The 24,107-nt window shown below is 37.7% G+C and carries 23 protein-coding genes, 1 tRNA gene, 1 pseudogene and 1 other annotated feature; all 25 genes and pseudogenes read left to right on the top strand.

Annotated features, from left to right (window positions below; all coding sequences use genetic code 11):
- Positions 1 to 37 precede the first annotated feature (37 nt).
- The 25 genes and pseudogenes from DIS06_RS01880 (at position 38) to tig (ending at position 23,903) form a co-directional block, all read left to right on the top strand.
- The gene (locus tag DIS06_RS01880) at positions 38 to 1,501 is read left to right on the top strand and encodes a SulP family inorganic anion transporter (RefSeq protein WP_110111543.1); all 1,464 of its coding nucleotides are present in this window, start codon (positions 38 to 40) and stop codon (positions 1,499 to 1,501) included.
- Positions 1,502 to 1,522: 21 nt separating this feature from the next.
- The gene (locus tag DIS06_RS01875) at positions 1,523 to 1,942 is read left to right on the top strand and encodes a universal stress protein (RefSeq protein ID WP_110111542.1); all 420 of its coding nucleotides are present in this window, start codon (positions 1,523 to 1,525) and stop codon (positions 1,940 to 1,942) included.
- A 176-nt stretch (positions 1,943 to 2,118) separates the two neighbouring features.
- A pseudogene (locus tag DIS06_RS20470) lies at positions 2,119 to 2,193 on the top strand (hypothetical protein); the annotation flags it as partial.
- 134 nt (positions 2,194 to 2,327) lie between these two features.
- Positions 2,328 to 2,774 carry a hypothetical protein gene (locus DIS06_RS01870; RefSeq protein ID WP_110111541.1) on the top strand — a complete coding sequence of 149 codons (447 nt, stop codon included), beginning with the start codon at positions 2,328 to 2,330 and terminating at the stop codon, positions 2,772 to 2,774.
- Between the two features lie 310 nt (positions 2,775 to 3,084).
- Positions 3,085 to 3,252 carry a hypothetical protein gene (locus DIS06_RS19995; protein ID WP_162595828.1) on the top strand — a complete coding sequence of 56 codons (168 nt, stop codon included), beginning with the start codon at positions 3,085 to 3,087 and terminating at the stop codon, positions 3,250 to 3,252.
- A 258-nt stretch (positions 3,253 to 3,510) separates the two neighbouring features.
- Positions 3,511 to 3,954: a MarR family winged helix-turn-helix transcriptional regulator gene (locus DIS06_RS01865; protein WP_110111540.1), complete on the top strand. Its 444-nt coding sequence runs from the start codon at positions 3,511 to 3,513 to the stop codon at positions 3,952 to 3,954.
- Between the two features lie 9 nt (positions 3,955 to 3,963).
- Positions 3,964 to 4,758, top strand: coding sequence for a glutamate racemase (gene racE / locus DIS06_RS01860; protein ID WP_110111539.1), 795 nt, complete (start codon positions 3,964 to 3,966; stop codon positions 4,756 to 4,758).
- Positions 4,759 to 4,945: 187 nt separating this feature from the next.
- Positions 4,946 to 5,323, top strand: a complete 378-nt coding sequence (locus tag DIS06_RS01855; protein WP_239421760.1) for a GtrA family protein — start codon at positions 4,946 to 4,948, stop codon at positions 5,321 to 5,323.
- Positions 5,324 to 5,337: 14 nt separating this feature from the next.
- A complete protein-coding gene (locus DIS06_RS01850) occupies positions 5,338 to 6,255 on the top strand; it encodes a glycosyltransferase family 2 protein (protein ID WP_110111538.1) in 918 nt (305 codons plus the stop codon).
- A 14-nt stretch (positions 6,256 to 6,269) separates the two neighbouring features.
- A complete protein-coding gene (locus DIS06_RS01845; RefSeq protein ID WP_110111537.1) occupies positions 6,270 to 7,811 on the top strand; it encodes a glucosyltransferase domain-containing protein in 1,542 nt (513 codons plus the stop codon).
- Positions 7,812 to 7,960: 149 nt separating this feature from the next.
- Positions 7,961 to 9,055, top strand: a complete 1,095-nt coding sequence (locus tag DIS06_RS01840) for a GerMN domain-containing protein (protein WP_110111536.1) — start codon at positions 7,961 to 7,963, stop codon at positions 9,053 to 9,055.
- Positions 9,056 to 9,225: 170 nt separating this feature from the next.
- The gene (rph, locus tag DIS06_RS01835; RefSeq protein WP_110111535.1) at positions 9,226 to 9,984 is read left to right on the top strand and encodes a ribonuclease PH; all 759 of its coding nucleotides are present in this window, start codon (positions 9,226 to 9,228) and stop codon (positions 9,982 to 9,984) included.
- Between the two features lies 1 nt (position 9,985).
- Positions 9,986 to 10,579, top strand: a complete 594-nt coding sequence (locus tag DIS06_RS01830; RefSeq protein ID WP_110111534.1) for an XTP/dITP diphosphatase — start codon at positions 9,986 to 9,988, stop codon at positions 10,577 to 10,579.
- Positions 10,580 to 10,595: 16 nt separating this feature from the next.
- Positions 10,596 to 11,105, top strand: a complete 510-nt coding sequence (locus tag DIS06_RS01825; RefSeq protein WP_110111533.1) for a metallophosphoesterase — start codon at positions 10,596 to 10,598, stop codon at positions 11,103 to 11,105.
- A gap of 147 nt (positions 11,106 to 11,252) precedes the next feature.
- Positions 11,253 to 11,329: transfer RNA gene (locus DIS06_RS01820), tRNA-Arg, on the top strand.
- A 458-nt stretch (positions 11,330 to 11,787) separates the two neighbouring features.
- Entirely contained in the window at positions 11,788 to 12,693 is a 906-nt protein-coding gene (ilvE, locus tag DIS06_RS01815) for a branched-chain-amino-acid transaminase (RefSeq protein ID WP_110111573.1), read from the top strand.
- A gap of 10 nt (positions 12,694 to 12,703) precedes the next feature.
- Positions 12,704 to 12,953, top strand: a binding site (T-box leader).
- 84 nt (positions 12,954 to 13,037) lie between these two features.
- Positions 13,038 to 14,756, top strand: a complete 1,719-nt coding sequence (gene ilvB / locus DIS06_RS01810) for an acetolactate synthase large subunit (RefSeq protein ID WP_110111532.1) — start codon at positions 13,038 to 13,040, stop codon at positions 14,754 to 14,756.
- Positions 14,753 to 15,271 carry an acetolactate synthase small subunit gene (gene ilvN / locus DIS06_RS01805; RefSeq protein ID WP_110111531.1) on the top strand — a complete coding sequence of 173 codons (519 nt, stop codon included), beginning with the start codon at positions 14,753 to 14,755 and terminating at the stop codon, positions 15,269 to 15,271. The genes ilvB and ilvN overlap by 4 nt, the downstream gene beginning before the upstream one ends.
- A 103-nt stretch (positions 15,272 to 15,374) precedes the next feature.
- A complete protein-coding gene (gene ilvC / locus DIS06_RS01800; protein WP_110111530.1) occupies positions 15,375 to 16,400 on the top strand; it encodes a ketol-acid reductoisomerase in 1,026 nt (341 codons plus the stop codon).
- Positions 16,387 to 17,922 carry a 2-isopropylmalate synthase gene (locus tag DIS06_RS01795; protein ID WP_239421759.1) on the top strand — a complete coding sequence of 512 codons (1,536 nt, stop codon included), beginning with the start codon at positions 16,387 to 16,389 and terminating at the stop codon, positions 17,920 to 17,922. Before ilvC ends, DIS06_RS01795 begins: the two co-directional genes overlap by 14 nt.
- Before the next feature lie 35 nt (positions 17,923 to 17,957).
- Positions 17,958 to 19,070 (top strand): 3-isopropylmalate dehydrogenase, encoded by a 1,113-nt coding sequence (gene leuB / locus DIS06_RS01790; RefSeq protein ID WP_110111528.1) that lies wholly within the window; start codon positions 17,958 to 17,960, stop codon positions 19,068 to 19,070.
- 114 nt (positions 19,071 to 19,184) lie between these two features.
- The gene (leuC, locus tag DIS06_RS01785; RefSeq protein ID WP_110111527.1) at positions 19,185 to 20,600 is read left to right on the top strand and encodes a 3-isopropylmalate dehydratase large subunit; all 1,416 of its coding nucleotides are present in this window, start codon (positions 19,185 to 19,187) and stop codon (positions 20,598 to 20,600) included.
- A 12-nt stretch (positions 20,601 to 20,612) separates the two neighbouring features.
- Positions 20,613 to 21,206 (top strand): 3-isopropylmalate dehydratase small subunit, encoded by a 594-nt coding sequence (gene leuD, locus DIS06_RS01780; RefSeq protein ID WP_110111526.1) that lies wholly within the window; start codon positions 20,613 to 20,615, stop codon positions 21,204 to 21,206.
- A 162-nt stretch (positions 21,207 to 21,368) separates the two neighbouring features.
- Positions 21,369 to 22,370, top strand: coding sequence for a tetratricopeptide repeat protein (locus tag DIS06_RS01775; protein ID WP_110111525.1), 1,002 nt, complete (start codon positions 21,369 to 21,371; stop codon positions 22,368 to 22,370).
- Positions 22,371 to 22,616: 246 nt separating this feature from the next.
- Complete coding sequence (tig, locus tag DIS06_RS01770; RefSeq protein WP_110111524.1) at positions 22,617 to 23,903, top strand: trigger factor; 1,287 nt, start codon at positions 22,617 to 22,619, stop codon at positions 23,901 to 23,903.
- Positions 23,904 to 24,107 lie beyond the last annotated feature (204 nt).

The raw sequence follows: 24,107 nt of genomic DNA, 5'->3' as shown, positions 1-24,107 counted from the left end.
GTATAAGTCAAAAATAAAAGACAAGAGGTGTAAAGAATTGATAGAAAAGATTAGAACAGAGTGGTTTTCGAACATTCGAGCAGATGTACTAGCTGGAATTGTTGTTGCATTAGCTTTAATTCCTGAAGCTATCGCCTTCTCCATTATTGCAGGTGTCGATCCAATGGTAGGGCTATATGCATCATTTTGTATCGCTGTAATTATTGCGTTTGTAGGTGGTCGTCCAGGGATGATTTCAGCAGCTACAGGAGCCATGGCATTGCTGATGGTTCCATTAGTAAAAGAACATGGATTAGATTATCTGTTGGCTGCAACTATTTTAACAGGTGTTATTCAAATTTTATTTGGTGTATTTAAGGTAGCGAAGTTGATGAAGTTTATTCCAAGAGCTGTCATGATTGGATTTGTTAACTCATTAGCGATTCTTATCTTTATGGCACAAGTACCTCATTTTCTTGGTATTTCAAACTTAACCTATGTCTTTGTTGCGATTACATTAGTTATCGTATACGTTGTACCTCGATTTTTCAAAGCAATTCCTGCACCGTTAATTGCGATTGTTCTCTTAACAGCAGTGGCAATTTTTACAGGAGCAGATTTACGAACAGTAGGAGATCTTGGTTCAATTACGCAATCATTACCATCATTCTTTCTTCCATCTGTTCCATTTTCATTTGAAACATTACAGATTATCTTCCCTTATTCATTAGCACTTGCCATTGTTGGTTTATTAGAGTCCCTTTTAACAGCAACGATTGTAGATGATATGACAGGAACAGAGAGTGATAAAAATAAAGAATCAAAAGGGCAAGGAATTGCCAATGTAGTGACTGGTTTCTTTGGAGGAATGGCTGGTTGTGCGATGATTGGTCAATCTGTCATTAATGTGAAATCAGGGGGGCGAGGAAGGCTTTCAACACTAGTAGCTGGTATTTTCCTTATGTTCTTAATTCTTATTTTAGGCGAATTAGTTGTTCAAATTCCGATGCCTGTACTTGTTGGAATTATGATCATGGTTTCTATTGGTACGTTTGACTGGTCTTCATTTAAATATTTGGTGACAGCACCAAAAAGTGATGTAGCAGTTATGTTAGTTACGGTCATTATCGTTGTAGCCACACACGATTTATCAAAAGGAGTTATTGCAGGTGTGGTATTAAGTGCAATTTTCTTTGTTGCTAAGCTTTCCACAATTAAGGTGGGAAAAGAAGTGAAAGGTCTAGATACAACATTTAAAGTCGAAGGTCCATTATTTTTCGCTTCTGTTGAAAGCTTCCTTCATTCATTTGATTTTAAAGTAGAACAAACAGCGATTACAATTGATTTTTCTCAAGCACAAATTTGGGATGATTCAGCTGTTGGAGCTATTGATAAAGTGGTTTTAAAATATCGCGAAAACAACAACCAAGTGACAATTAAAGGATTAGATTCTGCTAGTAAGAAATTGGTAGATAAGCTAGCTGTATACAATCAGCCTAATGCGAAATTATCAGCACACTAATTTACTTTTAGGGGTGGGAGTATGTACAAAAAGATTTTGTTAGCAGTAGATGGTTCTAATCATTCTTTACGAGCTACAAAGGAAGTAATCAAAATTACTTCTTGTATGACTGATTACAAAGTTTACGTGGTTTATGTTGCCGATTTTTCAAAAGTGAAAGCTGAAGTGTTACATTCTCATGGAAAGGAAGAAATAGAAGTCACACGCAGAAAGAAACTCTTTCCAATTGAAAACGAATTAAATATGCAAAAGATCAACTATGAATTTACATTGTTAAGAGGCGAACCAGGTCCAACAATTGTAGACTATGCTAATAAAAATGACTTTGATTTAGTCGTTATCGGTAGTAGAGGTCTTAACTCTCTACAAGAGATGGTGCTTGGAGGAGTAAGTCACAAAGTAATGAAACGAGTGAAATGCCCAGCTCTTATTGTAAAGTGAAAAATTGATATGTAAGAGGCTGGAGATATGGAAACCCATCATACTCAACAAAAGTAAATGATACTCCTGATTGGACTTTTTACATCATATTTAAAGATGTTGAGGAGTATTGGGATGAAAATCAAGTGGTTAGTTAAATGAGATATGAAGAAAATATCAAGTCATTTACTAAGTATTTGCAAAAGCTTGGAGTCAAGGCGCGTTCGCAAGCAGTGGTAGAGCTCTTTCGTATGGGGGAACTTGAGCTATAAGAATAGCTGTAGCCGACTTTTCTTAATGAGCAATCATTGGGGAGAGTCGGTTATTTGTGTTTGTGATGAATATGAGAGTATAAGCGTGATAAGATTGATTTAATGATAATAATTGAAGGAGGAAGTGTGAAAGGATGAAAAGGTACAAAAAGGTACTAGCAGCAATCCGCAGCGAGGAGTTTAACTGCTTTGCCTCCAAAGGAAGCTGGCTCTATATAGCCAATAAACGAGATACGAAAAAGAGGTTATTTAGATTGCCAAACTACATACATTACTTTGTCTCTTTAGATGATAAACGTATCCCTTCCGAATTTGGTGTGGTGAAAAAGGTGAATGGAGGTATCACGGCAGTAAAATTAGCGGAACTTGATTATCAAAGTCAAAACAAAGATATTTCTTTGTTAACGGATGAAGTTGTGAACGAGTATGAATGGTTTTTAGAAAAAGTAAATGCTCAACCTGAACATACGCCGGTAGCGGTAACTTGGTTTGAAAGAGTGTTTCCAAAAAAGGAAAAAGAGTTACGAATACATAAGAAATTCTTTACTGGTCTAACTAAAGAAGAAAAAAGAGCTATTTGAAAAGTGACATTCTAGTCGCATACTGCAGGAATATACAGCAGTACGAATAAAATTGTCATTTCACTCGAAGGGCCAGAAGACTATTATGAAAATGTACGAGCTGATTATTCGAGGGAAAGATAAGAAAAGGATTAACTAAAGGACAATGAGGTGTAGCTCCTTGTGTGAGCACAGTTCTTAAAGGGTGAGAAAATTAATATAGTAATAATAATGAATGAAAGTATGAGGTAACAAAAGGGTGTTGATGTTGAGTAAGAAGTGAAGAGAAGTATGTGATTAGTCAATTTGAGAGAGTAAAGGAGTGGGGATTTTGGTTTCTCGTTTGTTTCGTGTACGTAAGGAAATTCCGTTTAACATTCAACAAGGAGATATATACCGGGATCCGTCAGGGCATTCATTTCGAGTAGTGAAGATTAAGTCTGTTGTTTTTACAAGTCAAACAACAATAGAAATTATTGGAGTTTGTCGTCCTCTTTAACTATCAGTCCTAGTCATGAACGAAGATGGGTTGGAAACATGCTGATGAATATTCTGTATGATCAAGTAGATGTGTAGTAATGATGAAAATTTGGCTAGAAATAATAGACGACGGGATTCTGTCAAAAGAGGTAATGTTTCCTTTTTTGCTTAATCTCGTCGTTTTTTCTTCTTCTATCCTATTGAATTTTTTATTAAAAACATACACAATAATAAGGATAAAGAGTAAGTATGAATATGATCAAGAGAGGATATGATTATGGCATTAGATCAGAACGATCCAATCGTAGCAGACCTTGAAAAATCACTACGCTACATAGCGACAATTGTGAAACAAAAAGGTCGTGAAATTTTAAGTAACTATACAATTACTCCACCGCAATTTATTGCTTTGCAGTGGCTTTTAGAATATGGAGATATGACAATTGGTGAATTGTCGAATCGAATGTTTTTAGCGTGTAGCACAACGACAGATTTAGTGGACCGCATGGAGAAAAATGAGCTTGTGATGCGAGTAAAAGATCCGAAAGATCGTCGCGTTGTACACATTCATTTATTAGAAGAAGGCGAGCGTATTATTGCTGAAGTGATTAAAAAGCGTCAGGACTATTTGCGAGGTGTGCTTGTCGACTTCTCTGAAGAAGATATTCAGTTATTACAGAAGAGTTTACAAAAGTTGCATTATGAAATGAAAGAAGAATGAGGCGATTTTTTGAATAGAGCAATCGGAGTGATTGATTCTGGTGTCGGTGGTTTAACGGTAGCAAAGGAAATTATGCGACAACTTCCTAAAGAGCAAATCATTTATATGGGAGACACAGCTCGTTGTCCATATGGACCAAGACCAACAGAAGAAGTTCGCAAGTTTACGTGGGAAATGACAAACTACTTGCTAGATAAAGAGATTAAAATGTTAGTCATTGCTTGTAACACAGCTACTGCCGTCGTATTAGAAGAAATTCAAGATCAATTAACCATTCCTGTGCTAGGAGTCATTCAGCCTGGTGCAAGAGCTGCGTTAAAAGTAACGAAAAATCATAAAATAGGTGTGATTGGTACAAATGGTACTGTAAAAAGTCAGGCTTATACTCAAGCGCTGAAAGAGCTTCATAACCAAGTCGAGGTGGAGAGCTTAGCATGTCCATTATTTGTACCACTTGTTGAAAGTGGAAATTATGAAGGGGAAGAAGCGGAAAAAATCGTAAAAGAAACGCTTGCTCCTTTTGTTCACTTTGATATTGATACGATGATCTTAGGGTGTACGCATTACCCGTTACTTAAACCTGTCATCCAAGATTTCATAGGAGATCGAGTAAAGCTGATTAGCTCGGGTGAAGAAACAGCTAGTGAGGTAAGTGCTATTTTGTCTTATAGTAACTTATTAAATCAAAGCGAAGCTCAACCTAATCATGAATTTTTAACAACGGGATCAACAGAGCTATTTCAGTCTATTGCATCGAAATGGTTTGAACAACCGGTTCGAAATGTTCATCACATCACGCTGTGAATAATTAATATAAGCTACGTTTTACAATGAGTCCTTGCTATTTTATCTCATCATTTGCTGGATAAAATAGGAGGGATTTTTTGTGACTATTTCTAGTCAGAAAGCCTATGTTATAATATACAAGTTGTTGAAAAAATAGGTTTTTAGTTTAGTGTTTTATTAGGAATAGAGGGAAAGAGGCAACATTGTGCAAAAAATTTCAAAAAACGAAACGATTAAATTTATCATAGTTGGTTTTGTTAATACCTTTCATTATTATCTTTGGTATTTGTTATTCACCGAGGGATTGTCCATTCATTATTTGGTCGGACATTGGCTTTCTTTTTTAATTAGTATGGTGGGCTCTTTTTACTTAAATACGTACTTTACGTATCAATCAAAGCCTAGTTGGAAGAAGTTTTTTCAATTTCCTTTAACATACGTCGTAAATATTACCGTATCAACAAGTGCTCTTTATATTTTAACTGAGTGGCTTCAAATTGATAATAAATTAGCACCGCTACTTGCTTCAGGAGCGGCAATCCCATTTACCTTTCTTCTCTCAAGAAAGATCTTAAAATCGTGAAAGGAGTAAATTAGGTGAAGAAACTTAGTATTGTCATTCCATGCTACAACGAAGAACAAACAGTCAATAAGTTTTATGAAGCAACGCAAACACATCTTCAAACAATTCCTGTTGAAATTGAATATATTTTCATTGATGACGGAAGTAGAGATCAAACGCTACAACAATTAAGAGAATTGACAAGTAAGGATTCTTCCGTTCATTATATTTCATTTAGTCGTAACTTTGGAAAAGAAGCAGCTATCCTAGCCGGCTTTCAATATGCTTCAGGTGACGCAGTCGTATTAATTGATGCTGATTTACAACATCCACCATCTCTTATTCCGCAGATGTGGCAGTATTATGAAGAAGGGTACGATCAAGTTATTGCAAAACGAAATCGTATTGGCGAAAAGTTTGTTCGCCGTAAACTAACGAATCTTTATTATAAGTTAATTAACCGACTAGTTGATGTAACGATTACAGACGGTGTAGGTGATTTTCGTTTATTAAGTAGACAAGCGTTAGATGCTTTGTTGACAATGACGGAATACAATCGGTTTTCTAAAGGACTTTTCTCGTGGATTGGCTTTCATGAAAAAACCATTGAGTACGATAATCAACTTCGAATAGATGGAGCTAGTAAATGGAGCTTTGGCAGCTTGTTAAATTATGGAATGGATGGGATTTTATCTTTTAATAATAAGCCGTTACGGATAGCCATTTATAGTGGGATGGGGATTACATTCTTTGGCTTTGTTTATATTCTCATCACATTGATTAATTATTTTCTTCACGGGGTCGAGACACCAGGTTATTTTACGACCATTTCTGCCATTATCCTACTAGGAGGCATTCAACTATTGTTTCTTGGAATTATCGGTGAATACATTGGACGTATTTATTACGAAACAAAGCGTAGACCTCAATATTTAATTAAAGAGAAAAAGTAATAAGGAGTTTACTTATGCCAGAAGAGTTTTTGAAGAAGCTGAAAGAACACACAAAATCAGAATGGAAACTTGCATTTATATCAGCTGCCGTTATTGGTTTACTTACACATATGTACGTTTTTACGAATATGTTACCAAACCATGATGGACTAACGAATATTTATAATACACAACTAAAATTTCAGTCAGGAAGATTCTTTTTAGGTCCTCTTAGTGGCATCAGTTCGTTTTTTGATTTGCCTTGGGTTAATGGAATAGTAGCTATTTTCTATTTAGCTCTCATGACAGTCATTGTAGTAGAGCTATTTGAAATAAGAAAAACAGTATCGATTATACTGACAGCTGGACTGATTGTAACGTTTCCTACTGTATCAGCTACGTTTTCATATATGTTTACAGCAGACGGCTATATGGCTGGAAACTTGTTAGCGGTAGTCGCCATCTTATTAACAAAAAAGTATCGCTTTGGCTTTATTCCTGCTTCGCTCATCTTTTATATTAGCGTAGGTGTATATCAAGCAAATTTGCCTCTACTTCTCATGTTTATTGCAGTTTGGTTAATTAGAGAGTTACTTTTTACAGACCTTTCGATAGTTGCTCTTACTCGTTATATGATTCGTTTTGTAAGCATGACAGTAATTGGGATGGGCTTATATGCACTAACATTTAAAGGATATCAGCATTTCTTTAGTGGTAAGATCACAGATTATCAAGGTTTAGACCAAATTGGGCAGTCCTCAGGAAGCGTAACTGATCAATTGATGAAAATAAACGATTCTTTTTTAGCCTTTTTTTTCAGAGGATTTCTCACAGATGCGCCCGTCAATGTGTTTGAACTGCTAAATATAGGGCTTTTTATGACGTTAGTCTTTATGATTGTTTGGAGTTTGGTCCGCAATAAACTTTACACTCAAATCAGTAGAATGTTGATGTTAGTTGTTTGTGTCGGCTCATTGCCTATTCTTACGTATATGTTATATTTTGTTTCACCAGGTGTTGAATATCATATGCTGATGGTGATGTCACTTGTAACAGTGTACTTATTGCCAATCATTTTTTATGATCGAATTGAGTTTCCTTCTTTTTTAGCTAATACGTATTCTTGGAGTGTTGTTGTCTTATCAGTCATGACTATTTTTAACTTTGCTATCATTAGTAATATCGCATACTTTAATATGTCATTGAAGTATGAGCGATCCTATGCGACGGTCAACCGTATGTTAGATCGAATGGAGCAAACAGAAGGATATGAACAAGCGACTCAGATTGCGGTCATAGGCTACCTGTCTATGAAAACAGAACTAAGTTCAGTAAAAGTGGCAGATAACATTCCGTCTATGACTGGAGCGATGGGAGATACCTTTTTATTTCAACCTTATCACTACGAATACATGCTTGCTAATCAATTTGGGAAGAAGTTAAATCGTGTAGACGAAGAAGAATTAGCTGTTCTTCGTGCTAGTGATACAGTACGTGAGATGGACAGTTGGCCGGCAAGTGATTCCATTAAAGTCGTTGAAGATACCCTCATTATTAAACTTAGTCCACAATTTTAAGTTGGAACTCTTTAAAAAGAAGTGATTTATTGCGCTAAATCACTTCTTTTTTATTTCAATCACGTTCGATAAAAAAATCCATTCCCTCGGTCTAAATTAATAAAAGGCTCGTATACATAATAGTACAAACCGTCTTAGGAGGGAAAAGAATGTCCAAAAAGACAACAATTACGTTAGCATCAACATTTGTTGCTACATCGGTATTTCTTTCAGGGTGTGGGCTTTTCGGAGGAGAAAAAGTATCAGAGGAAATTGATCCACCTAAAGATGTTACCTATGTTGAAGATGAACAAGCATTAGAAAATGATCCTGGTTTAAGTGATGGAAAGAGCAGTGAAAAGAAAAAGGAAGACCAAAAGGAAGAAGCAACATCAACGACTAAGCGAGATATTTACTTAATTGATAAAAACGGATATGTCGTACCACAATCTTTTGAGTTACCGAAACAAGAGGGTGTGGCTAAGCAAGCTCTTGAGCATCTTGTACAAGGTGGTCCTGTTACAGAACTGTTGCCTAACGGTTTTGCAGCACCTATTCCTGCAGATACAGCAGTGGGAGTGAATATGGAGGAAGATGGAACGATTGTTGCTGATTTCTCCAATGAATTTAAAAATTACAAAGCAGAAGATGAGCTGAAGATTTTACAGGCGATTACGTGGACTTTAACGCAATTTGACGGTGTAGAGAAAGTGAAAATTCGTATTAATGGACATGACCAAAAAGTCATGCCTGTGAATAATACACCGATTGGAGATGGCGTTAGTCGAGCGAATGGCATCAATTTTGATAGCAGTGGAGTGGTTGATATTACACAAACAAAAGCTGCTACTCTTTACTATGTGGCACAAAACGGTGAAGAGACGTATTATGTTCCCGTGACAAAGCGTATTGAAGCTAAAGGTGAAAATTCCTATGCAACCATTATTAATGAATTAATTAAAGGTCCATCTGCAACTTCAGGTTTAGTAAGTGACTTTAATTCGGATGTGGCACTTTTAGACGAGCCTAAATATGAAGATGGAAATGTAACACTAAATTTCAACGAAAATATTTTAGGTAATTTAGAAGGAAGTAAAGTGTCTCCACATGTCCTTAATTCCCTTGTTCTTTCGTTAACAGAGCAAGCAGGTGTTGAAAGTGTCGCGATTACAGTGGATGGAAAAGCCAAGTTGACAGATCAAAAAGGTAAAGAGTTAACTGCACCTGTAACGAGACCGAAAAATGTGAACACAGGTAGTTTTTAAAAACCAATTTTTGATATACTAGTAAAAGGCTTGTACGTAGAGGTCCGCTTCTTTAAGCGACCTCTTTGCTGTTTTTAACATAGAAGAAACAAAAAGTTTCTACCAAATAAGATACTCTATACATATGATTGTAGTTGAATGTGTTGGTTATGATTGAAGGAGGATGCATTATGCGTGTTGATGGACGAAAACCAAATGAATTAAGACCGATTACAATTCAAACAAATTACATCACTCATCCGGAAGGTTCAGTATTGATTACGGTTGGTGAAACTAAAGTGATTTGTACAGCAAGTATTGATGATCGTGTGCCACCTTTTATGAGAGGGCAAGGAAAAGGGTGGATTACCGCTGAATATTCGATGCTTCCTAGAGCGACAGAACAGCGTAATATGCGCGAATCAACAAAAGGGAAGGTATCAGGCAGAACAATGGAGATACAGCGTCTAATTGGACGAGCTCTGCGTTCAGTTGTGGATTTAGAAAAGGTTGGAGAGAAAACGATCTGGATTGATTGTGATGTTATCCAAGCAGACGGTGGAACAAGAACCGCTTCGATTACAGGTGCTTACGTAGCGATGGTGTTGGCATTTGGAAAGTTAATGAGTCAGAAGAAGATCGATGTCATGCCTGTCACAAACTATTTAGCAGCGACTTCTGTCGGAATTCACAGCGAAAAGGGCGAAATTTTAGACTTGAATTACATTGAAGATTCATCAGCTGAAGTAGATATGAATGTTGTGATGACAGGTGATGGAACGTTTGTTGAATTGCAAGGGACAGGGGAAGAAGCAACATTTTCTAGACAGCAGCTTAATGCGATGTTAGATTTGGCTGAAACGGGCATTTATTCATTAATTAATTATCAAAAAGAAGCATTAGGAGAGTTAGCTGTTCACATTCCCCATGCAAGTAAGGAAGGTGAATAAGATGAAGGAATTAATTATTGCGACTCAAAATGCAGGAAAAGTAAAAGAGTTTCAATCTCTTTTCCATGAAAAAGGATTTGTCGTAAAGTCTTTACTAGATTTTCTTCATATAGAAGATATTGAAGAGACAGGAACAACGTTTATTGAAAATGCAATGATTAAAGCAGAAGCTGTTTCACAATTATTAAATAAGGTTGTCATTGCCGATGATTCAGGGTTAGCCGTTGATGCATTAGATGGAGAACCAGGTGTTTATTCAGCTCGCTATGCGGGAAATGAAAAAGACAATGAAGCAAACATTCAAAAAGTGCTGATGAAGTTGCAAGGAGTTCCAAGTGAAAAGCGTACAGCTCGCTTTCATTGTGCATTAGCGATTGCAATCCCTAATGAAGAGACAGCCGTTGTCGAAGGTACATGTGAAGGAACGATTTTAGAAGAGAAGCGAGGAGAGGGCGGTTTTGGATATGACCCAATCTTCTTTGTGGATGAATGGAACAGAACAATGGCTGAACTTTCCAAAGAGCAAAAGAATAACATTAGCCATCGTGCGAAAGCGTTAGAGAAATTAGTTCCTTTAATAGAAGAGCGAATGTAAACGAGGTGACATCTTTATGAAACTACTTATTGTTAGTGATAGTCATGGATTAGAACAAGAATTGTTAACAATTAAAAAGCGTCATCAACACGAAGTGAATGCGATGATTCATTGCGGTGATTCTGAATTGCCAAGTGATTCAAAAGAGATGGCGGATTTTCTAGCAGTAAGAGGAAATTGTGATTATGACTCAACATACGTCAATGATTGTTTAGAGACTTTCAATGATTTACGTGTTTTCGTGACACACGGTCATTTATATAATGTAAAGATGTCGTTAATGAATATCCATTATAAAGCACGTGAACATGAAGCGGATGTTGTTTGTTTTGGACATTCTCACGTAGCGGGAGCGGAAATGATTGATGGCACATTGTTCATTAATCCTGGAAGTATTTTACTACCTCGTATGCGTAAAGAGCCTACATATGCTATACTAGAAACAAATGAACGAGACATGATTGTACATTTTTATGAAGTGAATGGAACAGTTATGCAATCAATGAGTCATACATTTAAAAAATAAAGTCATGCTTATGTTGTACAGGAAGGAGGCGTGATCCTTTCTGTACAACAGCTTTTGTTAGGACTTAAAAAAAGATGAAAAAGAGTGTTGACTTTACGTGTTAGATTACATATAATAAATCTTGTCTTTGATACAACTTAATATTTTGTCCCAGTAGCTCAGCAGGATAGAGCAACGGCCTTCTAAGCCGTCGGTCGGGAGTTCGAATCTCTCCTGGGACGCCATTTATCGTACATACAACCGTTTATCTTCATTAAGATAAACGGTTTTTTGTTTTGTTTAATAAGTGTGAGGAATAAGTTGAATATTTATACAAGTGAAACGGATCGTATAATAACGATAAAAATATGTAGAAAAAACCATGAATGTAAAAGATTTAATGTCCTCTCCTTGAAGACAAATGTTTTTCTTAACTTTTTTGAAAGAATTTGTAATCCTTTTATACCAGTAATGTAACCGTATACAAATGTGTCCTTTTGATAGAAAATTAAGAAAATTTACTCAAAAAACGGTTGACGACTTTCGGAAATGGGCGTAAGATAGTCCTCAAATATAAGTTTTCTAAAAATTTAAACTAAACACAAAAGTTGACTCTTCTCTTTATTTCCTACATCAGAAACGAAAATAGAGAACAGTTCAGTAGGAGGAAACTTCTTAGAAATTGAAGGAAGGGTGTCATGTTTTGGGAGAACAATGGATCTACTTAAAAGATGAATTTGTAAGAAAAGAAGATGCAAAAATCTCAGTGTATGATCATGGCTTTCTATACGGTGATGGCGTATTCGAAGGAATTCGAGTATACAGTGGAAATGTGTTTCGGTTAGAAGAGCACATCGAGCGTTTATATCATTCGGCTCATTCCATTTTGTTAAACATTAGACAAACACCTGAAGAAATGACTCAGCTCATTGTCGACACTGTAAAGAAAAACAACCTTGAAAGTGCTTATATTCGTGTAGTAGTTTCTCGTGGACCTGGTGATTTAGGGTTAGATCCATTTAATTGTCCAGAACCACAAGTTGTGATTATTGCAGAGCCACTTTCAATTTTTCCAAAAGAGCTATACGAAACAGGGCTAGAAATTGTCACAGTCGCAACAAGACGAAATCGTCCTGACGTACTTAGTCCAAAGGTTAAATCGTTAAACTATTTAAATAACGTATTAGTTAAAATTGAAGCTCGCCTAGCCAATGTTAGCGAAGCCTTAATGTTAAATGACCAAGGTTATGTAGCGGAAGGTTCAGCTGACAATGTGTTCATTTTGAAAAAAGGCATACTATATACGCCTCCAACATATGTTGGAGCATTAGAAGGTATTACTCGTAATGCCATTATCGATGTAGCAACAGAACTAGGATATCAAGTGAAAGAAGAGCCGTTTACCAGACACGACGTGTATACAGCTGATGAAGTGTTCTTAACAGGAACAGCAGCTGAAGTAATCGCAGTTGTGAAAGTAGATGGACGACGTATTGGAAAAGGTGTTCCTGGTGAACACACTAACACCTTATTAGAAGCATTTCGTGCAAAAGTAGTCGCTGATGGTGTAAAGGTTTATCAAGTTCATGAAAACACCAACGTTAGCTAAAAGTAAATAAGTAAAATCGATGAAGAGGATAAGTAATCTTAAGGAGTCAGGTATCTACAGAGAGTCGGGTTGCTGGAAGCCGATGTTACCTCCTTAAGCCGAACTCGCCTCGGAGTGCCAGTCTGAATGAAGTAGGGTTGGCCGGGTGTTTATTCCAAAGCACTCGTTACTAAAACGAATGCATCAAGCATTCTTAAGGTAATCATACGATTACAAACAAGGGTGGTACCGCGGGAAGTCACAACCTTTTCGCCCCTTTGACCTACATATAACTAGGTCTGATTAGGGGTGGGGAGGTTTTTTATTTTTTTATCATTTTGTTAACAGAAAGGATGGGAGTATAAGTGGGAACCAACATGCAGATGAAAGAGCCAGTAAGCGTGACAACTCAAATGAGTGGAGCCGAAATGCTCATTGAATCGTTGAAAAAAGAACATGTTGAAGTGATTTTTGGTTATCCAGGAGGAGCTGTTTTACCCATTTACGATAAGCTCTACCATTCAGGTATGTTTCATGTTTTAACACGTCATGAACAAGGTGGCATACATGCAGCTGAAGGGTACGCAAGGATTTCTGGAAAGCCTGGTGTTGTGATTGCGACAAGTGGACCTGGAGCTACAAACATTGTAACAGGCTTAGCAGACGCGATGATTGATTCATTACCATTGGTGGTGTTTACAGGCCAGGTTGCTTCAAGTGTCATTGGATCAGATGCATTTCAAGAAGCAGACATTCTTGGTGTAACGATGCCAATTACAAAGCATAGCTATCAAGTGAGAAACGTAGATGATTTACCAATGATTATAAAAGAGGCATTTCATATCGCCACAACAGGTCGTCCTGGTCCCGTTCTAATCGATATACCAAAGGATATGGCCGCAGGTGAAGGAACATTTCGTTACGATCAGGAGATTAACTTACCTGGGTATCAGCCAACTTACGTACCCAACTTATTACAAATAAAAAAATTAACAGAAGCAGTGGAACAAGCGAAAAAACCAGTGATATTAGCAGGAGCAGGTGTGTTGCTTGGAAAGGCTTCTACTGAATTAAAACAATACGCAGAGAGACAAAACATTCCGGTTATTAACACGCTTTTAGGGCTTGGAAGTTTTCCAGCAAATCATCATTTAAGTTTAGGAATGGCTGGTATGCATGGTACATACACAGCAAACATGGCCATTTATGAGTGTGATTTGTTAATTAGTATCGGAGCAAGATTTGACGACCGGGTGACGGGTAACTTAAAGCACTTTGCACCTAACGCAAAAATTGCGCATGTAGATATTGACCCAGCTGAAATTGGTAAAAATGTTCCAACGCAAATTCCGATTGTAGGAGATGCGAAAGAAGTGTTAACACAATTGCTTCTTCAGCAAAATGGAACAGGAGATTATACGAAATGGCATGAGAAACTAGAGAATTGGAAGGCGGAATATCCACTGTGGTATGAGACAGCAGAAGATGTGTTAAAACCGCAGCAATTAATAGAACTTATTCACCATTATTCAAATGGTGAGGCTACAGTCACAACGGATGTGGGACAGCACCAAATGTGGGTAGCGCAATATTATCAATTTAATAATCCGGACAAATGGGTTACATCAGGTGGACTTGGAACGATGGGCTTTGGCTTACCAGCTGCAATTGGTGCACAATTAGCTGATAAACAATCTACAGTTGTTGCTGTTGTAGGAGATGGCGGCTTTCAGATGACATTGCAAGAGCTATCTGTGATTCGAGAATTAAACTTACCAATTAAAATTGTCATCTTAAATAATCAGTCATTAGGCATGGTTAGACAGTGGCAAGAAATCTTTTATGAAGAGCGTTATTCACACTCCTTAATTCCAAATCAGCCAGATATGATGAAGTTAGCGGAGGCATACGGAATAAAAGGATTACAAGCTTCAAATGAACAAGAAGCACATCAAGCCTTACAAGAAGCGTTTTCAACAAATGAGCCAGTGTTACTAAACTTTTATGTAGCACCAAAAGAAAATGTGTATCCAATGGTTGCACCAGGAAAAGGATTGCATGAGATGGTGGGGGTGAAACCATGAAACGCATCATTACAGCAACGGTAAATAACCGAGCAGGTGTATTAAATCGGATTACCGGTCTATTTACGAAGCGCCATTATAACATTGAAAGCATTTCAGTGGGTCACACGGAAACAGAAAGTGTATCAAGAATGACGTTTGTTGTAAATGTTGAAGATGAAAAGTCAGCTGAACAAGTCATTAAGCAGCTTAATAAGCAAATTGATGTACTAAAAGTTCAAGATATTACAGATCAAGAAGTCGTAGCGAGAGAATTAGCACTCATTAAAGTCACATCCGCACCAGCAACGAGAAATGAAGTGTACTCACTCATTGAGCCGTTTCGCGCTACCATCATTGATGTAAGTAGAGAGAGTATCATCATCCAAATCACGGGTGAGGCAAATAAAATTGAAGCCATTATTGATTTATTACAACCTTATGGCTTAAAAGAAGTTGTCCGAACAGGAACGATTGCCTTTCCTAGAGGAAAGCAAAAGCAACTATCGGCACAAAAAATATCAACCATTTTATAAGAGTAGCAACTCATTTTTACTCAAAAGAGATGGAAGTTGTTCAACGTATGTAGCAATCATTCAATTAAAATATACAAAATAGTGAAAAAGGGAGAGATTAGATATGGTAAAGGTATATTATAACGGAGATGCAAACGATCAATTATTACAAGGTAAAAAAGTAGCAATCGTAGGTTACGGTTCACAAGGTCATGCACATGCTCAAAACTTACGTGATAGTGGTGTAGACGTAGTAGTAGGACTTCGTCAAGGTAAATCATGGACTCAAGCAGAGAAAGATGGTTTTAATGTTGTTGCTGTAAATGAAGCTGTCCAACAAGCAGATGTAGTGATGATTCTATTACCAGATGAACTTCAACCAAAAGTGTACAAAGAAGAAATCGAACCAGAACTAAAACCAGGTAAGTCTTTAGTGTTTGCTCATGGATTTAACGTTCATTTTAGCCAAATCGTACCACCTTCATATGTAGATGTGTTCCTTGTAGCACCAAAAGGACCTGGTCACCTAGTAAGAAGAACGTATGAAGAAGGAGCTGGAGTTCCGGCACTATTTGCGGTATATCAAAATGTAACAGGTGAGGCACAAGACGTGGCGCTAGCTTATGCAAAAGCAATTGGATCAGCAAGAGCTGGTGTGCTTGAAACAACGTTTAAAGAAGAAACAGAAACAGATTTATTCGGAGAGCAAGCGGTATTATGTGGTGGTTTAACATCTCTTGTAAAAGCAGGATTTGAAACGTTAGTAGAAGCGGGTTACCAACCAGAAGTAGCGTACTTTGAGTGTTTACACGAGTTAAAGTTAATTGTAGACCTTATGTATGAAGGTGGTCTTGCAGGGATGCGCTACTCAATTTCAGATACAGCACAATGGGGTGACTTCACTTCTGGACCACGCGTAGTAGACGGTCGTGTGAAAGAAGAAATGAAGAAAGTACTTGAAGACATTCAAACAGGTGAATTTGCAAAAGGTTGGATTCTAGAAAACCAAGCAAACCGTCCAGTATTTAATGCAGTAAACAATCGTGAAAATGAGCACTTAATTGAAAAAGTAGGTGCAGAGCTACGTGAAATGATGCCATTTGTTAAAAAAGAAAAGAAAGAAGCGGTGGGTGCGAGTGCGAAAAATTAACTTTTTTGATACGACGCTGAGAGACGGTGAACAGTCACCTGGAGTGAATTTAAACTTTCAAGAAAAGCTAGAAATAGCCAAGCAGCTTGAACGACTAGGTATCGATATTATCGAAGCTGGATTCCCAGCGGCATCAAAAGGTGATTTTCAATCCGTAAAAGAAATTGCTTCTATTATAAAAAATTCTTCTGTAACAGGCCTAGCAAGGTCTGTTACAAAAGATATCGATATTGCGTGGGAAGCGTTGAAGCACAGTGCAGAGCCGAGATTGCATGTATTTCTTGCTACTTCCCCTATTCATATGAAATATAAGTTGCAAATGACACCAGATGAAGTAGTAGAAACAGCTGTTAAGATGGTGAAGTATGCAAAAGAACGTTTTCCAATTGTTCAATGGTCAGCAGAAGATGCATGTCGAAGCGATTTACCTTTTTTAGCAAGAATTGTAGAGGAAGTTGTAAAAGCGGGTGCAGATGTCATTAATATCCCTGATACAGTTGGATATACCACACCAAAAGATTACGGAGCGATCTTTTCTTACTTAAGAGAGAATGTTTTTGATATTGAACGCGTGGCTTTATCAGCTCACTGTCACGATGACTTAGGCTTAGCTGTTGCAAACTCACTTGCAGCCATTCAGCATGGTGCTACACAAATTGAAGGAACCGTAAATGGAATCGGAGAACGAGCAGGTAATGCTTCGTTAGAAGAAATTGCGGTTGCGCTTCATATTCGCCAAGATTTTTATGAAGCTGAAACGAATATGGTGCTTTCTGAAATTAAACGTACAAGTGATTTAGTGAGCAAGCTTACAGGGATGACAATTGCACCGAATAAAGCGATTGTTGGAAAGAATGCATTTGCCCATGAATCGGGCATCCATCAAGATGGTGTCCTAAAAGAGCCAACGACGTATGAAATTATTTCGCCAGAGCTTGTAGGGGTGAATCAAAACCCAATCGTTCTTGGTAAACATTCTGGTCGACATGCATTCCGAAACCGATTGGTTGAATTAGGATTTGTGTTACCAGATGAACAAGTCAACTCGTTATTTGCGAAGTTTAAAGACTTAGCAGATAAGAAAAAAGATATTACAGATGATGATCTATTTGCACTTGTTTTACAAAAACAAGTAAATAGTGACGAATTCTATAAGCTTGAAACGTTACAAGTTCAATATGGAATGACAAATATTCCGACTGCAACGATTACATTAAAGAGACATGACGGTGAAATTGTGCAAGAAGCAGCGACTGGGTCTGGTAGTGTCGAAGCGATTTACAATACGTTAGAGCGCTGCCTTGATACAAATGTCAAGCTACTTGATTACCGCTTACAGTCCATTAATGGTGGACCAGATGCTTTAGCAGAAGTATATGTGAAAGTTGAAAGTGAAGGCTTTGAAGCGAGTGGACGTGGTGTAGCATTTGATGTGCTAGAGTCTTCAGCAAAAGCATACATCCATGCGATTAATCGTCTATTTGCTATTCAACAACATCGAACAAAACAAGAAGTGATGTAACCCATTCTTCTCAATGTATGAAGGGAGAGAGGTTCATGAAAAAGACGATTGCTGTGTTACCTGGAGACGGAATTGGAAAAGAAGTAACAAAAGGTGCTGTCGAAGTCTTAAAGGCAGTCGGTCAATGCTTTAACCATCAGTTTGAGTTTGTGTATGGGTTAATTGGTGGAGGAGCGATTGATCAAGAAGGTACACCATTGCCATCTAGTACGAAACAAGTTTGTTCAAAAGCAGATGCCGTTTTATTAGGAGCAGTAGGTGGACCAAAGTGGGATTCACTACCTTCTCATATGAGACCAGAAAAAGGATTACTTGGGCTACGTAAAGAGTTAGATGTGTATGCAAACTTACGACCAGTGTCCTTTTATGAAAGTTTAGTAGATTCTTCACCTTTGAAAAGAGAATACATTGAAGATGTCGACTTTATCATGGTACGCGAACTGACAGGTGGTTTGTACTTTGGGAAACCGAGCGAACGTACGACTCGCAACGGCGAAGAGTCAGTTGTAGACACTTTATTTTATAAACGAGATGAAATGAAGCGAATCATTAAAACAGCATTCGACATTGCTTCGATTCGAAACAAACGTGTCACATCAGTCGACAAAGCGAATGTATTGGAATCGAGTCGAATGTGGCGTGAAGTAGCTGAGGAAATTGCAAAGGATTATCAAGATGTATCACTAGAGCATATGCTTGTGGATGCGGCAGCAATGAAACTTATTCAAAATCCAAAGCACTTTGACGTCATTGTAACAGAGAATATGTTTGGTGATATTTTAAGTGATGAAGCTTCTATGCTTACAGGTTCTTTAGGGATGTTACCTTCTGCAAGTCTTTCATTAAAAGGCCCTTCTTTATATGAACCTATTCACGGTTCTGCACCTGATATTGCAGGGGAAGATAAAGCAAATCCAATCGCTGCTATTTTATCAGTAGCTATGATGTTACGCTATTCGTTCCAACTAGAAGAAGAAGCGAAGCACATTGAGCAAGCTGTGGAACAAGTATTGAGCGCTGGATTTCGAACAGCTGATTTAGCCAAGTCTAACCAATCCTACTTATCTACAACAAAGATGATTGAAGAAATCATTGACACCATTGTGGATGATGCGGCGATTTCAAATATTATGACAGCCTATAGTTAACATTTTAAAGGAGCTGACTCAAAGTACAATATGCGACTTTTCTTTATTGAAAAATGGAGAGAAGGAAGCATCAATGAGTCAGCCCCTTTTTCATAGAATGAGAGGAGGATGTATGTGAAGCCGAAAACGATTATTGAAAAAGTATGGGATCAGCACGTGGTAAAAAGAGAAGAGGGGAAACCTGATTTATTATATATCGACCTTCATCTAATTCACGAAGTCACATCTCCACAAGCCTTTGAAGGTTTACGAGTGGCAAATCGACCAGTCAGACGTCCTGATTTAACGTTTGCGACGATGGATCACAACATTCCAACTGTGAACCGCTTTAATATTGAAGATCCTATTGCCAAGAAGCAAGTCGATAAGTTGTCAACAAACTGTAAGGAGTTTGGAGTAGACTTGCTTGATTTAACAAGTGAAGAGCAAGGAATCGTTCATGTTATCGGACCTGAGCTTGGCTTAACGCAACCAGGTAAAACCATTGTGTGCGGAGATAGTCATACGTCAACGCATGGTGCGTTTGGAGCATTAGCGTTTGGAATAGGAACAAGTGAAGTAGAGCATGTGTTAGCCACACAAACTCTTTGGCAAGCAAAACCACGTACACTTCAAGTAAAGGTAAATGGTCAAAAACAAAAAGGTGTGTATGCAAAAGACATCGTGCTCGCCATCATTCAAAAATATGGAGTTCATTTTGGTACAGGGTTTGTTATTGAATTTACGGGTGAGTGTATCCGTACTATGTCAATGGAAGAGCGCATGACAGTTTGTAACATGTCCATTGAAGCAGGAGCAAAAGCAGGCTTAATTAGCCCGGATGACGTGACCTTTGAATACATGAAAGGGAGACAATATGTACCACAAGGTGAAGGTTTTGAGGAAGCTATTGCGCAGTGGAGCCAACTTGCTACGGATGACGGTGCTACCTACGATGAAACAATCGAGCTAGATGCGTCTGAAATCGAACCAGTTGTCACATGGGGAACAAACCCTGCAATGAGTTCATATGTCACCAAAACAGTTCCAACGTTCGAATCGTGCAAATCAGAAGCAGAGCGCAAATCATTAAATCGAGCACTTGAATATATGGGCTTACAGCCAGGAATGCCAATCGCGTCTATTCCAATTCAGCATGTTTTCATAGGATCTTGTACAAATTCTCGTTTATCTGATTTACGAGATGTTGCTGAATTTATAAAAGGAAGAAAAGTGTCACCGAATGTGCGTGCCATTGTTGTACCTGGTTCACAACGTGTAAAGCAACTTGCTGAAGAAGAAGGGTTAGCAGCTATTTTTGTAGAAGCAGGATTTGAGTGGCGTGACTCGGGATGTAGTATGTGTCTTGGAATGAACTCTGACTTAGTACCTGAAGGAGAGCATTGTGCGTCTACATCTAATCGTAACTTTGAAGGAAGACAAGGAAAAGGGGCAAGAACACATTTAGTTAGTCCAGTGATGGCTGCTGCTGCCGCTGTTTATGGTCATTTTGTGGACGTTCGAACAATACAAGAGGAAGTTGTCGTATAAGGAGGTTTTATCATGAATGCATTTACGATTCATAAAGGAAAAGTAGCGGGATTAGATCGTGCCAACGTGGATACAGATCAAATCATTCCGAAGCAGTTTTTAAAACGCATCGAGCGAACAGGGTTTGGACAGTTTTTATTTTATGACTGGCGTTATCATGCAGACGGTTCATTAAATGAATCATTTGAGCTTAATGCGCCTGAAAATCAAGGAACGACGATTTTAGTAGCGAATGAAAACTTCGGCTGTGGATCTTCAAGGGAACATGCGCCGTGGTCGTTACTTGACTATGGATTTCAAGTCGTCATTGCGCCATCCTTTGCAGATATATTTAAACAAAACTGCTTAAAAAATGGGATGCTTCCTATCGTACTGCCACTTGAAGATATCGAATACCTTTTGGAAGAATCGAAGAAAGCAGACTACGAATGTACGATTAATTTATATGAACAAACGCTTCAAGATGAAAAGGGCTTTAAGCGTACATTTGATATTCATGGTCATTTTAAAAACATGCTGTTAAACGGATGGGATGAAATTGGCTATACGTTGTCATTTGTGAATGAAATTGATGAGTATGAGAAAAGAGTAACGCAGTATGTTTAACCATATGTGAGTGAATGGGTATGGATAAAAGTGTTGAAGGCTGACTCAGATAGGTGCTTACAAACCTTTTAGAGTCAGCCTTCTTCTTTGTGTGATTTCTTGTGTTTCAGAAAACAACTTGCTAAACTGTAAAGCAAATGCATGGTGAAGCGGGGAAACATGATGAACAAAAAACATTCAAAGAAAGTTGTAGCGTTTCCGAATTTAGAAAGTCGACTGATTGAAAAAGCTACTGAACACATGCAGCAGAAACAGTTTCATGAGGCATTACCTTTATTTTTACAAGCATATGAACTAGATGAATTAAATGCAGAAGCACTGTTAGGATTAGTCATCTCCTACTTTGAGTTAAACGAATTAGAAGAAGCGAAGCAATATAGTAAAAAGATGCTGCAAGAAGACGTAGGAGACTATTATCATAATTTGCAGGTGCATTTAATGATTTTAATTCAACTAGGTGAATATGAAGAAGGATATGACATGCTCGAAGCTGTAATTCAAGAAGGACAATTACCAGTTGAACATGCTGAGCAATTTTACCGATTGCTACAATTTTGTAAAACGCGCATCCATGAAGAAGTTCCTATTTATCAAGACGAAGAGGAACAACTTGAACAATTAGAAGCGCTATTAGCAGAAGATGATCTTCATAAGCAGATTGAAACGGTACAGTCACTGAAGCATGTTCGAATTGAAAAACATCTATTGTTTCTAAAAGAATTATTAGCGCATCAGCATATTCATCCAGTGGTTAAAACGTTGGCTGTCAAAATATTAATGGAAGAAAAAGTGGATATTGACTTTCAGGTAACGAAGTTTGATAGGAAGATGACGGTTAATCCTCTTCATTTAAATGAACTTATGCCTTATCCACTCTCAATCCGAGTTGAAATGCAATTAAAAGAAAAACTCGAACAAGATAATCCGATGTTACTAGAAATAGCGGTTGAATTATGGCACCGTCATCTCTTTATTTTGTTTCCGTTTCTACCTATTCAACAAGAGGAACAGCTACTAACAGCAAGTATCGACTATTTATCGCGTCAGTTACAAGGTGAAGAGATTGATATAGAAGAAATAGGCGAGCGATACGGTGTAAGTGCTTCAATTTTGAAGCAAGTGGTAGTGGACATTCAAGAACTTGAAGAAATTTCTTTTTTGTAAAATGGCTTGTTTAGTTGAAACGTTAGTATTGTATGGTATAATATAGTGGTTGTAAAATGCACATTACCTACTAAGGTAAGTCATTCAATTTATATTCTATTCCTACATATTTTTAAAAGTAGGAAATTAGATAGAGAATGGTTTGTTCGAAACGGACAAGCATTTTCAGTATCTGTTTACACTACTGGCCCTACTACTATATTTAGTAGAGGTGACTATTTAAATTGATTTTGGAGGGAAACATACATGTCTGCTAAGTGGGAAAAACAAGAAGGCAATCAAGGCGTTTTAACAGTTGAGGTTGAAGCGGCTCAATTTGATGAAGCTTTAGATAAAGCATTTAAAAAAGTTGTAACAAAGGTAAACGTACCTGGATTCCGTAAAGGTAAAATGCCTCGTGCAATGTTTGAAAAGCGTTTCGGTGTTGAATCTTTATACCAAGATGCATTAGACATCTTATTACCAGAAGCGTATAGCCAAGCGGTTGAAGAAGCTGGTATTCAACCAGTTGATCGTCCGGAAATTGATATTGAAACAATCGAAAAAGGTCAAACACTTGTATTCACTGCAAAAGTAACAGTAAAGCCTGAAGTGAAATTAGGCGAATACAAAAACCTAGAAGTTGAGAAAATTGATGCAACTGTAACAGATGAAGATGTAGAAGCAGAATTAAAGAAGCTTCAAGAGCGTCATGCTGAGCTAGTTGTAAAAGAAGAAGGTAACATCGAGAACGGTGATACAGCTGTAATCGACTTCGAAGGATTCGTTGATGGCGAAGCATTCGAAGGTGGAAAAGGCGAAAACTACTCATTAGAAATCGGTTCTGGCACATTCATTCCAGGGTTTGAAGAGCAATTAGTAGGTGAAGCTGTTGGTACGGAGAAAGAAGTAGAAGTAACATTCCCTGAAGAGTACCATGCAGAAAACCTAGCTGGTAAAGCTGCTACATTCAAAGTGAAAGTTCATGAAGTAAAAACAAAAGAACTTCCTACTTTAGATGATGAGTTTGCAAAAGACGTAGATGAAGAAGTAGAAACTCTTGATGCATTAAAAGCAAAAACTAAAGAAACACTACAAAGTGAAAAGACACGTGAAGCTGACTCAGCTCTTCGTGATTCATTAGTAGACAAAGCAACTGAAAACGCAGAAGTAGAAATTCCTGCAGCAATGTACGATACAGAAATGGATCGCATGATGCAAGAATTCGAACAACGTTTACAAATGCAAGGTCTAAACCTTGAGTTATACTTCCAATTCTCAGGTCAAGATGAAAAAGCTCTTCGCGATCAAATGCGTCCAGATGCTGAAAAGCGTGTGAAAATGAACTTAACATTAGAAGCAATCGCAAAAGCTGAAAATCTTGAAGTAACAGATGAAGAAGTAGAAAAAGAATTAGAAAACATGGCAGGAATGTACAATACACCTGTCGAAAACTTAAAGCAAATGCTTGGTAGCCTAGAAGGCATCAAAGAAGATATGAAAGTTCGTAAAGCAGTTGAATTTCTTGTAGAGAATAGCAAAACTGTTGCATAATAATTAATAAGGAACAAGGCGCGAATTGATCGTGCCTTGTTTTATACAATTAAGAACATTCATAGCATCGTAACTACATAATGAAGGCTACCTTTTGGAAACTGTTGTTTACCATCCGTTGTTATGAAGAAAGCCAATAAGGATAACACTACATAATATCAGCATCGCCATCACCCTTTAAAGGTGATGATTTATACATAAGCG

The sequence above is a fragment of the Bacillus sp. CGMCC 1.16541 genome (assembly GCF_003184905.1).
Taxonomy (GTDB): Bacteria; Bacillota; Bacilli; order Bacillales; family Bacillaceae_H; genus Priestia.
The sequence above is the reverse complement of the archived record's forward strand: the minus strand, read 5'-3'. Positions and strand labels throughout refer to the sequence as shown.

Excerpts from the sequence above, each read along its gene's own strand:
- DIS06_RS01775 (WP_110111525.1), top strand. The coding sequence starts at position 21,369 with ATGAACAAAAAACATTCAAAGAAAGTTGTAGCGTTTCCGAATTTAGAA.
- DIS06_RS01825 (WP_110111533.1), top strand. The coding sequence starts at position 10,596 with ATGAAACTACTTATTGTTAGTGATAGTCATGGATTAGAACAAGAATTG.
- DIS06_RS01870 (WP_110111541.1), top strand. The coding sequence starts at position 2,328 with ATGAAAAGGTACAAAAAGGTACTAGCAGCAATCCGCAGCGAGGAGTTT.
- DIS06_RS01830 (WP_110111534.1), top strand. The coding sequence starts at position 9,986 with ATGAAGGAATTAATTATTGCGACTCAAAATGCAGGAAAAGTAAAAGAG.
- leuD (WP_110111526.1), top strand. The coding sequence starts at position 20,613 with ATGAATGCATTTACGATTCATAAAGGAAAAGTAGCGGGATTAGATCGT.
- ilvC (WP_110111530.1), top strand. The coding sequence starts at position 15,375 with ATGGTAAAGGTATATTATAACGGAGATGCAAACGATCAATTATTACAA.
- DIS06_RS01865 (WP_110111540.1), top strand. The coding sequence starts at position 3,511 with ATGGCATTAGATCAGAACGATCCAATCGTAGCAGACCTTGAAAAATCA.
- leuB (WP_110111528.1), top strand. The coding sequence starts at position 17,958 with ATGAAAAAGACGATTGCTGTGTTACCTGGAGACGGAATTGGAAAAGAA.
- rph (WP_110111535.1), top strand. The coding sequence starts at position 9,226 with ATGCGTGTTGATGGACGAAAACCAAATGAATTAAGACCGATTACAATT.
- tig (WP_110111524.1), top strand. The coding sequence starts at position 22,617 with ATGTCTGCTAAGTGGGAAAAACAAGAAGGCAATCAAGGCGTTTTAACA.
- ilvN (WP_110111531.1), top strand. The coding sequence starts at position 14,753 with ATGAAACGCATCATTACAGCAACGGTAAATAACCGAGCAGGTGTATTA.
- DIS06_RS01875 (WP_110111542.1), top strand. The coding sequence starts at position 1,523 with ATGTACAAAAAGATTTTGTTAGCAGTAGATGGTTCTAATCATTCTTTA.
- DIS06_RS01845 (WP_110111537.1), top strand. The coding sequence starts at position 6,270 with ATGCCAGAAGAGTTTTTGAAGAAGCTGAAAGAACACACAAAATCAGAA.
- DIS06_RS01840 (WP_110111536.1), top strand. The coding sequence starts at position 7,961 with ATGTCCAAAAAGACAACAATTACGTTAGCATCAACATTTGTTGCTACA.